Annotated in this window: 12 protein-coding genes; 10 read left to right on the forward strand and 2 right to left on the reverse strand. The window is 68.7% G+C overall.

Annotated features, from left to right (window positions below; genetic code table 11):
• Positions 1-183: 183 nt before the first annotated feature.
• A complete protein-coding gene (locus BUF17_RS05615; protein WP_073626463.1) occupies positions 184-810 on the forward strand; it encodes a S24 family peptidase in 627 nt (208 codons plus the stop codon).
• A gap of 49 nt (positions 811-859) precedes the next feature.
• On the opposite strand, the gene BUF17_RS05620 is transcribed toward BUF17_RS05615, so the two are convergent.
• On the reverse strand, positions 860-2,494 hold the full coding sequence (locus BUF17_RS05620; protein ID WP_073626466.1) for a lysine--tRNA ligase: 1,635 nt from the start codon (positions 2,492-2,494) through the stop codon (positions 860-862).
• 158 nt (positions 2,495-2,652) lie between these two features.
• On the reverse strand, positions 2,653-4,311 hold the full coding sequence (locus tag BUF17_RS05625; RefSeq protein ID WP_244530772.1) for a sensor histidine kinase: 1,659 nt from the start codon (positions 4,309-4,311) through the stop codon (positions 2,653-2,655).
• A 606-nt stretch (positions 4,312-4,917) separates the two neighbouring features.
• Between BUF17_RS05625 and rpmH the strand changes: the two genes are divergently transcribed.
• The 9 genes from rpmH (at position 4,918) to glpD (ending at position 12,929) form a co-directional block, all read left to right on the forward strand.
• Complete coding sequence (gene rpmH / locus BUF17_RS05630) at positions 4,918-5,055, forward strand: 50S ribosomal protein L34 (RefSeq protein ID WP_073626468.1); 138 nt, start codon at positions 4,918-4,920, stop codon at positions 5,053-5,055.
• A 112-nt stretch (positions 5,056-5,167) separates the two neighbouring features.
• A complete protein-coding gene (gene rnpA, locus BUF17_RS05635) occupies positions 5,168-5,563 on the forward strand; it encodes a ribonuclease P protein component (RefSeq protein WP_073626470.1) in 396 nt (131 codons plus the stop codon).
• Complete coding sequence (gene yidC, locus BUF17_RS05640; protein WP_073626472.1) at positions 5,560-7,398, forward strand: membrane protein insertase YidC; 1,839 nt, start codon at positions 5,560-5,562, stop codon at positions 7,396-7,398. Before rnpA ends, yidC begins: the two co-directional genes overlap by 4 nt.
• Before the next feature lie 391 nt (positions 7,399-7,789).
• Entirely contained in the window at positions 7,790-8,449 is a 660-nt protein-coding gene (yihA, locus tag BUF17_RS05645; protein WP_073627161.1) for a ribosome biogenesis GTP-binding protein YihA/YsxC, read from the forward strand.
• 195 nt (positions 8,450-8,644) lie between these two features.
• Entirely contained in the window at positions 8,645-9,556 is a 912-nt protein-coding gene (argB, locus tag BUF17_RS05650; protein ID WP_073626474.1) for an acetylglutamate kinase, read from the forward strand.
• Between the two features lie 2 nt (positions 9,557-9,558).
• Positions 9,559-10,275 (forward strand): pyrimidine 5'-nucleotidase, encoded by a 717-nt coding sequence (locus tag BUF17_RS05655; RefSeq protein ID WP_073626476.1) that lies wholly within the window; start codon positions 9,559-9,561, stop codon positions 10,273-10,275.
• Between the two features lie 63 nt (positions 10,276-10,338).
• Positions 10,339-10,800, forward strand: coding sequence for a MarR family winged helix-turn-helix transcriptional regulator (locus BUF17_RS05660; RefSeq protein ID WP_073626477.1), 462 nt, complete (start codon positions 10,339-10,341; stop codon positions 10,798-10,800).
• 71 nt (positions 10,801-10,871) lie between these two features.
• On the forward strand, positions 10,872-11,297 hold the full coding sequence (locus BUF17_RS05665; RefSeq protein WP_073626479.1) for a VOC family protein: 426 nt from the start codon (positions 10,872-10,874) through the stop codon (positions 11,295-11,297).
• Between the two features lie 132 nt (positions 11,298-11,429).
• Positions 11,430-12,929, forward strand: a complete 1,500-nt coding sequence (gene glpD / locus BUF17_RS05670) for a glycerol-3-phosphate dehydrogenase (protein WP_073627162.1) — start codon at positions 11,430-11,432, stop codon at positions 12,927-12,929.
• Positions 12,930-12,986: the final 57 nt, after the last annotated feature.

The following is a 12,986-nucleotide window of genomic DNA, read 5'->3' on the forward strand; positions in this document are numbered from 1 at the left end:
ATCGCCTCCGATCATGGCGGATGGCCACGGATCGCGTCCGGATCGCCATGGACGGCTGGACAGCGCTCCGGCCCGGGGATAATCAGAAGGATCGGAGAGGGATAAATTCCTGTCCGCCGGCCGGCCGATCCCATCCTCCGCCCTGACGGCGAGGCTGGCGGCCGGGTTTTCCAGGAGAGGCCGATGCTCAGCCACGACCGGATCTGGAGCGCGCTCGACGCCCTGGCGGATCGCCACGGCCTGACCCCTTCGGCGCTCGCCCGGCGCGCGGGCCTCGACCCGACAACCTTCAACAAATCCAAGCGCCACGCGGGTGAACGGCCACGTTGGCCCTCGACCGAATCCATCGCCAAGGTGCTAGAGGTTACCGGCACCGACCCGGTGACGTTCTTCTCCGGGCTCGCGGGCGATCGCCTGCCGACCCAGAACGCGGTGCCGCTGCTCGGCATGGCCCAGGCCGGCATGGGCGGCTTCTTCGACGGGGGGGGATATCCGGCCGGCACGGGATGGGACGAAATTCCTTTTCCCACCTCCCGCGACGAGACCGTGTTCGCGCTGGAAGTCTCCGGCGATTCGATGCTGCCGGCCTATCGCGACGGCGACGTGCTGATCGTCTCGCGCGGGGCTTCGGTCCGGCGCAACGACCGCGTGGTGGTGCGCACCCGGGACGGCGAGGTGATGGCCAAGGTGCTCCACCGCGAAACGGCGCGCAGCATCGAGCTGCATTCGCTGAATCCGGACCATCCGCCGCGCCTGCTCGCGACCGTCGACATCGACTGGATGGCGCGGATTCTCTGGGCGAGCCAGTAGCGCCCGGACCATTCCGGCGTTTCGGGAAACGCCGGAATGGTGTTTTGAATCAGCGCTTTAGCGCAGCCGCGATCAGGGCGCGGGTCTCGGGGATGCCGTAGAGCTCGACGAACGAGCCGAACCGCGGACCCCGCTCCTGGCCGAGCAGAAGCTGGTAGAGCACCGCGAACCACGTCAGCGACACGCCGGGACGGCCGTCCGGGCCGGGCTTGGCGGTGTCGGGGTAGGCGATGCGGCCGACCTCGTAGACCGCGTTCTGAATGGTCTCCGCATGCGCGCTTTCAGGCAGAGTCTTGAGCGCTTCATCGAGCAGAATGAGCGCTTCGCGCTCGCCTTCGGACGGTGCACGGAACACCTTCGTCGGCTTCACGAAGTCCGCGAAGTAGCGGATGGCGTAACCGACCAGACGGTCGAGCTCCGGCTCGCTTTCCGGGGTCGCGCCGGCAGCGTAGCGGCTGATGAAGCCCCACAGCACCGCCGGCTCCTCGGCGTTCGAGGCCGAGACCAGGTTGAGCAGCATCGTGAACGACACCGGCAGCCCCACCGCCGGCGGATGGCCGGAATGGATGTGCCAGACCGGGTTCTCGATCCTGGCCGCGAGCGCCTCCGCCGGATACTTGCCGAGGAACGTGTAATAGTCGTCGACCGCCCGGGGGATAACGTCGAAGTGCATCTTCTTCGCCGCCTTGGGCTTCTGGTACATGAACAGCGAGAGGCTCTCCGGAGAGGCGTAGGTCAGCCACTGCTCGATGGTGAGCCCATTGCCCTTCGACTTCGAGATCTTCTCGCCGTTCTCGTCCAGGAACAACTCGTAGTTGAACCCGTCCGGCGGGGTGCCGCCGAGCGCCCGGCAGATTTTGCTCGACGTCTTGACGTTGTCGATGTGGTCCTTGCCGGACATCTCGTAGTCGACGCCGAGCGCGGCCCAGCGCATCGCCCAGTCGGGCTTCCACTGCGCCTTGACGCGGCCGCCGGTCACCGGCGTCTCGACGAGGTCGCCGGTCTCAGGGTCGGCATAGACGATGGTGCCGGCCTTGGGGTGGGTCTCGAGGATCGGTACCTGCAGCACGACGCCGGTGCGCTGGCACACCGGCAGGAACGGCGAATAGGTCTTGCGGCGCTCCTCGCGGAGCGTCGGCAGCATGATCGCCATCACCTCGTCGTAGACCGACAGCATCTTCAGGAGGATGTCGTCGAAGCGGCCTTCCGCATAATAGTCCGTGGCGCTCGCGAACTCGTATTCGAAGCCGAAATCGTCGAGGAACCGGCGCAGCATCGCGTTGTTGTGGGCGCCGAAGCTCGCCTCGGTGCCGAACGGATCGGGCACGCGCGTCAGCGGCTTGCCGAGATGCTGCATCAGCATCTCGCGGTTCGGCACGTTCTCCGGCACCTTGCGCATGCCGTCCATGTCGTCGGAGAAGCACAAGAGCCGGGTCTCGTAGCGGTCTTCGGTCATGATGCGGAAGGCGTGGCGCACCATGGTCGTGCGCGCCACCTCGCCGAAGGTGCCGATGTGGGGCAGGCCCGAGGGGCCGTAGCCGGTCTCGAACAGCACCGGCCCGCCGCCGCGTTTCTCCACCCGCTCCTTGAGCTTGCGAGCCTCCTCGAACGGCCAGGCGCGCCCGTTGAGCGCGGCTTCGGCCTCGGCGGGGTCGAAGGTCAGGGGAACGGATCGGTCGGTCATTTTCTGTCGCTCTCTCATCCTCGCGGCCGGCGCCCGCTCGTCGGGCGCGCGGCCACCCACCGCTTACAGCGAATGGACCCGCGCCGACAACACATGGTTTTACCGTCAGCCGCCGAAACGGCGCGGAAACCCTGCCATCGGGGATGGAGAAAGAAGGATCAGCGCCGCACGGCGCGGCGGACGGCATCGAGATCGACCGGCCGGTCCGGCAGCACGATCTCGAACGTCGCGCCGGGCGGGCCGCCGACGAGGGCGATGGAGCCGCCGTGGGCGCGCACCAGTTCGGCGGCGATGGCGAGCCCGAGCCCGACGCCGCCGGGCCTGACGCCGCCCTGGAACGCCTGGAACAGGTGTTCCCGCGCCCGGGGCGACACGCCGGGGCCGGTATCGGCGACGGTGATGTGCACCACGGCGCCGGTGCGCCGCCCGGAAATCGTCAGGCGGCGGACGATGCCGGGATGCTCGCGCGCGCTCTGCAGCGCCTGGACGGCGTTGCGGCCGAGATTGACCAGCACCCGGAAGAGTTGCTCGGGATCGGCATCGGCTTCGAGGTCGCCGGGCACGTCGTTGACGAACGTGACGGCGCCGCCCGGGACGAGGCCGATGGCCTCGGCCGCCTCCGCCACGATCTGGGACACCCGGACGACGCGGCGCTCGGGCGGCGCTTCGCGCGCGGCGCCGTAGGCCATCACCGAGCGGGTATAGGAGACCGCGCGGTCGAGGGTGTGGGTGATCTTCGGCGCGAGCCGCTGCACCATCGGATCGGCGACGGTGGCGAGACGGTCGGAGAGAAGCTGCGCCGAAGCGAGCAGGTTGCGCAGGTCGTGGTTGATCTTCGACACCGCGAGGCCGAGTTCGGCGAGCCGGCGGCGCTGGTGCAGGGTGCGCGCCAGTTCCTTCTGCATCGCCCTGAGGCGACGCCACGCATCGCCGATCTCGTCGCGCCGGTCGGTCGGCTCCAGAATGTGGTCGGCGTCCTCGGGCGCGGCGGCGAACGCCTCCATCGCCCGGCTCATGCGCTGCAGCGGGCGCACCATCAGCCGCCTGAGACTCCAGTAGACCAGCGCGGCGGTGATGAAGGAGATGATGAGCGACACCGTGAAGATGCGCTGGGAATAGGCGATCATCGCCTCGAACAGCGGACGCTCCGGGATGACGATCTCGACCCGGTCGGCCGAACCCGGCAGCGGCCCGCTCACCCTGAGGGTGCGGTTGCCGCCGGAGGTCAGCGTCTCCAGCGCGTCGAGGATCGGCCCGATACGGTCGGTGGTATCGACGTCGACGTGGAGGTCGACCTTGATCGGCTCGTCGGAGAGCGCCAGCAGCCGGCGCCGGTCGCCCTCGATCACGGCCAGCGCCTGCGCGTCGGTCACGCCGACGAGGCGCTGGCGCATCGCGGGGGAAAGTTCCTTGTCGTCGCTGAGGATCAGCGCCGCCACCGCCGCCTTGCCGAGGGCATCGTCGAGCCAGCGCATGCGGAAACCGGCGATCGAGGGGATGTAGACCGCGAGTTCGCAGAGCATGACGAAGATGATGGTGAGGCCGAGCAGCTTGGCGGAGAGAGAGACGCCGAAGCGCCGCGCCCGCCGGCCGAGGCCGGCGACCGCCGCCGGGATCCCCATACCTGCACCGGACCCGCCAGCGGCGGACGCGCCGGCACCGGAATCGCCCGCCTCGTCCGGATGCCCGCCCTTCGGCGCCTCGTTTCGCGGCCCGGCACCGGCGCGCACGGATCCCTCCGCCCGCCCGGAGGTCTCCAGAACCCCGATGGCGGGACCGGATTCTCCGATCCGATCGCCGTTGCCGTCCCCTGCCATGCCGATCGCCCTTCGGGATCAGTGCCGATCGCCGTTCGGGATCCATCTTCGGGATCCATCTTCGGGATCCTGGCACCCGGGCGGCATCTCGCACCATCCCGGCCGGCCCCGGATCGCCCGGCGTGTATCTCTCGATCCTGCGTCTCTCGCTTCCGCCGGGGCACTCGATCCGCACCATCCGGTCACGATATATCAAATGATGCGGCGCCCCACCGCGTTCGTCAAAGGAGATTACCGCCCGGACGGGCCTAAGCGGGCGAAGGCGATGCCAATTTGGCGTGGAAGCCACACCTGCCACCCGATTTTGACCCCGCAGGGCACGGGCGCGCGTTGACTCGGGCCTTCGCTCACCCTTATAAGCCCGCTCGACCGGTCACGGTTCCGCCGCGCCCGGCGATGTCTGGCGGGTTGGCGTTCCCACGGGAACGCCCGGCGGATTCGTGCCCCCGCGGACGCAGCCGGCGATGGCCGGACGGCCCCGTGACACTTAACGTTCGGCCAGGCGTTGCCGCAAGGACGGCGCCGGCAGGGCAGTGACATTCGACAGACGATCCCTCCGCAGCGTCCGGGGCGCGATCGGCGAGACCGCGGGAGCGGATGAGTTCGATGACCAAACGTACCTATCAGCCGAGCAAGCTCGTGCGTAAGCGCCGCCACGGCTTCCGTGCGCGCATGGCCACCAAGAACGGCCGCGACGTGATCGCCCGCCGCCGGGCGCGCGGCCGCAAGCGGCTTTCGGCCTGAGGCCGGCCGCGCGATGGGGCATGGCCCGCACCGAGCGGAGCCTGGCCTGTCGCCGCACAGCCGACCGCCCGTCGACGCGCAGCCGTCCGACGGCCGGTCGCCGGGAGCGCCCGTGAAGCGCCTGAAGAAGCGCGCCGAGTTCGTTGCCGCCGCCAAGGGCGCGCGCACCGAACGGCGCGCCTTCGTGATTCAAGGTCTTCGCCGTGACGAGAGCGAAGGCGGCCGGCGCGAGCCGGACGCCCGGTTCGGCTTCACGGTGACGAAGAAGACCGGAAATTCCGTCGAGCGCAGCCGCATCAAGCGGCGGCTGCGGGCGGCGGCGTCCGCGTGCGCGGCCGATGCCCGGCCGGGGTGCGACTATGTGCTCGTGGCGCGCAGGGCGGCGATATCGCTGCCTTTCGCCGACCTCGTGTCCGAACTCGCCGGCGGGCTCGCCCGCCTCGACCGCGCCTTGAAGCCGCCTGTGGCGGCGAAAGACGACAAGCCCCCGTCCGGGACCAGCCGATGACCGAAAACAAGAATGTCTTCATTGCCATCGCCCTGTCGCTCATCGTGATCGTGGGGTGGCAATTCTTCTATATCGGCCCCCGGACCGAAGCTGAGCGCAAGGCGGCCGAGCAGCACGCCGCGCAGCAGGCCGCGACCAAGCCGGCCGACGCCCCCTCGACCGCGCCGACGCCCGGCGGCGGAACGGCCGCGACGCCCGCCGGCGTGCCCGCCGACGCGGCGGCGATCGCGCGCGACCGCGCGACCGCCATCGCCGCGAGCCCGCGCGCCATCATCGAGAGCCCGGCGATCATCGGCTCGGTCAACCTGAAGGGCGGTCGCATCGACGACGTGCGCCTGAAGGACTACCGCGAGACCATCAGCCCGACGAGCCCGCTGATCACGCTGTTCTCGCCCTCCGGCACGCCTGACGCCTATTATGCCGAATTCGGCTTCGTCGGGGATTCCGGTGCGAACATCGCCCTGCCCGGCGCCGACACCGTGTGGACGCCGGAAGGCGGCCCCGACGCCAAGCTGACGCCGGCGACGCCGCTGGTGCTGACCTGGGACAACGGCCAGGGCCTGAAGTTCCGCCGCACCTACTCGGTCGACGATCACTACATGTTCAAGGTCGACCAGTCGGTGGAGAACACCGGCACGACGCCGGTGGTGCTGTACAATTACGGCCTGATCTCGCGCCATGGCACGCCGCCCACCAGCGGCTATTACATCCTGCACGAAGGCCTGATCGGCGTGCTCGGCGACGCCGGTCTGAAGGAAATCAAGTACAAGACCCTGCAGGAAGACGGCGCGATCAAGTCGCCGCCCGTCGAAAGCGGCTGGCTCGGCATCACCGACAAATACTGGGCCGCGACCCTGATCCCGGCGGGCGGCAAGCCGTTCACGCCGACCTTCAACTATTTCAACACCGACGGCCACCAGAGCTATCAGGCGGACACGCTGAGCGAGGCGATCAACCTCGCCCCCGGCGCCACGGCGACGGCCGAAACCCGCCTGTTCGCCGGCGCCAAGGTGGTGTCGCTGATCAACAACTACGAAGATACGCTGAAGCTGAACCGGTTCGACCTGCTGATCGACTGGGGCTGGTTCTACTTCCTGACGAAGCCGATGTTCTTCGTCATCGACTTCTTCTATCACCTCGTCGGCAATTTCGGCGTCGCCATCCTGCTCGTCACCGTGAGCGTGAAGGCGATCTTCTTCCCGCTCGCGAACAAGTCCTACGTGTCGATGAGCCGGATGAAGAAGATCCAGCCCGAGCTGACCGCGATGCGCGAGCGCTACAAGGACGATCGCGTCAAGCAGCAGCAGGCGATGATGGAGCTCTACAAGCGGGAGAAGATCAACCCGCTGGCCGGCTGCCTGCCGATCGTGATCCAGATCCCGGTGTTCTTCTCGCTCTACAAGGTGCTGTTCATCACCATCGAGATGCGCCACGCGCCGTTTTTCGGCTGGATCCACGATCTCGCCGCGCCGGATCCGACCACGATCTTCAACCTGTTCGGGCTGATTCCCTGGACGCCGCCGCACTTCCTGATGCTCGGCGTGTGGCCGATCATCATGGGCATCACCATGTTCCTGCAGATGAAGCTGAACCCGACGCCGCCGGATCCGGCGCAGGCGATGGTGTTCAACTGGATGCCGGTGGTGTTCACCTTCATGCTGGCGAGCTTCCCGGCCGGCCTCGTGATCTACTGGGCCTGGAACAACACGCTCTCGGTGCTGCAGCAGTCCTTCATCATGCACCGCCAGGGCGTGAAGGTGGAGCTGTGGGACAACATCAAGGGCATGTTCCGCAAGAAGGCCCCGCCGCCCGTCGAGGCGAAGCCGAAGAAATAGGCCTCGTTTCGGCCGGGACACGACGATCCGGGGGCGGCGACATGCGCCGCCCCTTCCTTTTGAAGGCGCCCGCCGGACCATCCGCCGGGCACGATGCCGGCGCCAGGCCGGCCTGCGCCGGGAGATTTCCATGAGCGAGGCGGACCGCGACGCCAGAAACAACGGCAAACCCGGAACGAAGACAGGCGCGAGCGGCAAGGCGAAGCCGGCCGGGCCGAAATCGGCCAAACCGAAATTTGCCAAGCCGATGTCTGCAAAGCCGAGGTTCGCGAAGCCGGGACCGGCCAAGGCGGCGGGCAAGGCAGCAGCCAAGGCACCCGCGAAGGCCGGTGCCGGCGCGGCGCCGGGCGCCGGCGAGGCGAAGGCCAGGAAGAAGCCCACCCTGCCCCCGGTGACGGCCAAGCCCGAGGACTTCTCCGGCGGCGAGATCGAGACCGGCCGGCTTCTGTTCGCGCGGCCGTGGACGTTCCGCATCGGCGTGCCGTCGCTCACTCTGGTGCCGCCGATGCAGGGCATCGAGATCGCCATGGCCGGCCGCTCGAATGTCGGCAAGTCGAGCCTGATCAACGCCCTCGTCGGCCAGAAGGCGCTGGCGCGCACCTCCAACACGCCCGGCCGCACCCAGGAGCTCAACTATTTCCGCCCCGAGGGCGAGGGCACCGACATCGCGCTCGTCGACATGCCCGGCTACGGCTACGCCGCCGCGCCGAAGGACAAGGTGGATGCCTGGACCGAACTGGTGTTCGGCTACCTGCGCGGCCGGCAGAACCTGAAGCGGGTCTACCTTCTGATCGATTCGCGCCACGGCCCGAAAGACAACGACCTCGAGGTGATGGGGCTGCTCGACAAGGCCGCCGTGTCCTATCAGGTGGTGATGACCAAGGCCGACAAGGTGGGTCCGAAGGGGCTGGAGGCGGCGATTTCGGCGACCCACGAGGCGATTGCCCGCCGCGCGGCCGCCTATCCCCGCATCGTCGTCACATCGAGCGAGAAAAACGAGGGTATCGACATCCTGCGGGCGGAGATCGTCCGCCTCGTCGCGGGCAACTGAGCGTCCGGGCGGGACAGCGGAAGACGGACCGGAGGCGCAAGGCCGCCTTTTCGGCCCGGATCCGACGCCTGAATTGAGATCGACAGCATCGCGCCGATTCCGATTCGATCCGCGATGCTGTAAGCCCCTCCAACGGCGGCGCCAGACAGGCGCCCGCGCCGGCACATCGCCGGCAGCCCTGCTGCGGATTGAGCCATGACGACCGAGCCGAACACCCCCGAGACCGACGCGGACTTCCACTCCCGCGCCCGCATCATCGCCGAGGCGCTGCCCTACATGCTGCGCTACGACGACCAGACGGTCGTGGTGAAATATGGCGGCCACGCCATGGGCTCGCACGCGCTGTCGAAGGCGTTCGCCGAGGACATCACGCTCCTGAAGCTTTCCGGCCTCAATCCGGTGGTGGTGCACGGCGGTGGGCCGCAGATCGGCGCCATGCTCGACCGGCTCGGCATCAAGAGCGAGTTCCGCGACGGGCTGCGCGTGACGGACCGTGCCACCGTCGAGATCGTCGAGATGGTGCTGGCCGGTTCCATCAACAAGGAAATCGTCTCCGCCATCAACGCGGCCGGCGGGCGCGCGGTGGGCCTTTCCGGCAAGGACGGCCGCATGGTGACCGCGACCAAGGTGACGCGCACCACCATCGACCCGAACTCCAACATCGAGGCGGTGGTCGATCTCGGCTTCGTCGGCGAGCCGACGACGGTGCGCCGCGAGGTGCTCGACATCATGGCGCGCAGCGAGATCATCCCCGTGCTCGCCCCCGTGGCGCCCGACGAGAAGGGCGACACCTACAACATCAACGCCGACACCTTCGCCGGGGCCGTGGCCGGGGCGCTGAACGCCCGCCGCCTGCTGTTCCTCACCGACGTGCCGGGCGTGCTCGACCGCGACAAGAACCTGATCAAGGAGCTCTCGGTCGCCGACGCCCGCCGCCTGATCGCCGACGGCACCATTTCCGGCGGCATGATCCCGAAGGTCGAGACCTGCATCGAGGCGCTGGAACGCGGCGTCGAAGGCGTCGTCATCCTCGACGGCAAGGTGCCCCACGTCGTGCTGCTCGAACTGTTCACCGAGCGCGGCGCCGGCACCCTGATCACGCCGTGAGCATGCCCGACACCCCGCGCCTCGCCACCTCGTTCCGGGATGTCGAGGCGTGGATCTTCGATCTCGACAACACGCTCTATCCGCCCGAGACCGACCTGTTCAGCCAGATCGACGTCAAGATCGGCGCCTTCCTGCAGAGGGCGCTGAACCTCGACGCCGTGGCGGCACGGGTGGTGCAGAAGGATTATTACCGGCGCTACGGCACCACGCTGCGCGGGCTGATGATCGAGCACGGCGTGGCGCCCGAGGCGTTCCTGGACTATGTCCACGACATCGACCACACGCCGGTGCTGCCGCACCCGGAGCTCGCCGCCGCGCTGACGGCGCTGCCGGGGCGGCGCTACATCATGACCAACGGCTCGCGGCGGCACGCGGAGGCGGTCTCGGCGCGGCTCGGCATCACCGGGCTGTTCGACGACATCTTCGACATCGCCGATGCCGAGCACCTGCCGAAGCCCCAGGCGCCGGCCTACGACCGCTTCTGGCGCCGCCACGGCATCGAGCCGAAGCGGGCGGCGATGTTCGAGGACCTGCCGCGCAACCTGCTGGTGCCCCACGAGCACGGCATGCGCACCGTGCTCGTGGTGCCGCGGGCCGCCGCCGCGGCACTGCGGGAGGAGTGGGAGGACGAGGGCCGCGACGCCCCGCACGTCGACCATGTGACCGACGACATCGCCCGCTTCCTCGACGCCGTCATCCGCGCCATCGCGCCCGGATGACGGGCCTCCGGCGTCCGTCACGGCAAGCTTGACAATGCTACGTTGATATCAACACACTCATCCATGTCAGAGCCTCCCGAGACTGCCCCAGCGACGGTCCCCTTCGCCACCACGCTTCTGGTGCGCGACGAATGCCTCTGCCTGCACGCCCAGCGGGCGGCGCGGGCACTGGCGCGGCGGTTCGACGAGGCCCTGCGGCCGGCGGGCCTCACCAGCGGACAATTCTCGCTGATGATGTCGCTCAACCGGCCGGAGCCGCCGACCATGGGCTCGGTGGCCGCATTGCTCGCCATGGACCGCACCACGCTGACCGCCGCGCTGAAGCCGCTCGAACGGCGGGGGCTCGTCACGATCACGCCCGATCCGAACGACCGCCGCAGCCGGCGGCTGGCCCTGACCGAGACGGGCTCGGCGACGCTGGCCGCGGCGGTTCCGATCTGGACCCGCACGCACCGCGCCATCGAAGCGCGGCTCGAAGGCAGCGACCCGGAGAGGCTGCGGCAGGACCTGCGCGCCCTGTCCTGAACGGCCGCACGACAGACCGACCGGACCCGCAGAGGCCCGGCGAAACAGCCACGCAACCGAGGAGATGCCCGATGACCGAACCCCATTCGCCCCGCATGTTCGTCAACCTGCCGGTGAAGGACCTGCCGGCCACCATGGCGTTCTTCAGCCATCTGGGTTTCAGGTTCGAGCCGCGCTTCACGAACGACAAGGCGGCCTGCATGGTGATTTCCGAATGGAACTACGCCATGCTGCTGACGGAGCCGTTCTTCCAGGGCTTCACCGCGAAGGCGATCTGCGACAGCGCGACGAGCACGGAGGTGCTGATCGCGCTTTCGATGGAAAGCCGCGCGCGGGTGGACGAAATGGCGGCATTGGCCCTTGAAGCCGGCGGCAAGGTCGAGGACGCGCCCAAGGACTACGGCTTCATGTACCAGCGGGCCTTCCAGGATCCGGACGGGCACAACTGGGAGGTCTTCTTCATGGAGCCTGCGGCCGCAGAGGGCGACCACGGCTGACGGACCATCCCGAGCCGCCGCCTTCCCGCGCCCATCTCTTTCGCTTTATCTTCGTTTCCCGTCACATGATTTTCTCTTTCGGGTGACACGAAAGCGGTCTATTCGAAGATCAGGCGAACAGGGGTGCGGGCGGTGACGGATCCGGTTTACGATCTCGTCGTGATCGGCGGCGGCATCAACGGCTGCGGCATCGCACGCGATGCCGTGGGGCGCGGGCTTTCCGTGTTCCTGTGCGACAAGGGCGACCTCGCCGGCGGCACCTCGTCGGCCTCGACCAAGCTGATCCACGGCGGCCTGCGCTATCTCGAGCACTACGAGTTCCGTCTGGTGCGCGAGGCGCTGGAGGAGCGCGAGGTGCTGCTGGCGCTGGCGCCGCATATCATCTGGCCGCTGCGCTTCGTGCTGCCGCACCACAAGGGCCTGCGCCCGCGCTGGCTGCTGCGGCTCGGCCTGTTCCTCTACGACCATCTCGGCGGCCGCAAGGTGCTGCCGCCGACGCGCAGCCTCGACCTGTCGCGGGACGCGGCCGGCGCGCCGCTGAAACCCGCCTATCGTCGCGCGTTCGAATATTCCGACTGCTGGGTGCAGGATTCGCGCCTCGTGGTGCTGAACGCCCGCGATGCAGAGGCCCGTGGCGCCGTGATCGCGCCGCGCACAGCCTGCATCCGCGCCGAGCGGGACGGCGACCTCTGGCGCGTCACGGTCAAGCCGGAAGACGGCGAGCCGCGCGTGCTCTCCGCCCGGGCGCTCGTCAATGCCGCCGGCCCGTGGGTCGGCGAGGTGCTGTCCGGCGCGGTGCGCGCCAACACGCCGCCCCATGTGCGCCTCGTCAAGGGCAGCCACATCGTCGTGCGCCGGCTCTACGACCACGACCGGGCCTACATCTTCCAGAACGGCGACGGCCGCATCGTGTTCGCGATCCCCTACGAGCGCGATTTCACCCTGATCGGCACCACCGACGAGGACTATCACGGCGACCCGGCCGCGGTGCGGATCTCGGAGGGCGAGATCGCCTATCTCTGCCAGGCGGTGAACGACTATTTCGCCACCCCTGTCTCGCCGGACGACGTTGTGTGGACCTATTCCGGCGTCCGCCCGCTTTACGACGACGGCGCAACCAAGGCGCAGGAGGCGACGCGCGACTACGTGGTGGAGCTCGACGCCCCGGAGGGCGCGGCGCCGCTGGTGTCGGTGTTCGGCGGCAAGATCACCACCTACCGGCGGCTGGCCGAATCCGTGATGGAGAAGCTCGCCGGCCGCTTCACGCTGACGCCGTCGTGGACCGGACGGGCGATCCTGCCGGGCGGCGACCTGCCGGGCGGCAGCCCGGCGGCGCTGATCACCGAACTGAAGGCGCAGCACCCCTATCTGGCGCCCGCCCACGTGGAGCGGCTGGTGCGCACCTACGGCGCCGACACGCTGTCGATCCTGGAAAATGTCGGCCAGCCGGACGACATGGGCGAGAGCTTCGGTTCCGACCTGACCGAGCGCGAGGTGCGCTACCTCATCGCCCGCGAATGGGCGCGGAAGACCGACGATATCCTGTGGCGGCGCACCAAGCTCGGCCTCGTCACGACGCCCGAGCAGACCGAGGCGCTGGCGGCGTTCCTCGCCCGGACGGTTCCGGCCTGATCGCGGACCGGTGGACCGCCCGTCCGCGCCCGGAAGGCCGCCGCGCTGAAAGGCAGA

The organism is Pseudoxanthobacter soli DSM 19599, from assembly GCF_900148505.1.
In the GTDB taxonomy this organism is placed as follows: Bacteria; Pseudomonadota; Alphaproteobacteria; order Rhizobiales; family Segnochrobactraceae; genus Pseudoxanthobacter; species Pseudoxanthobacter soli.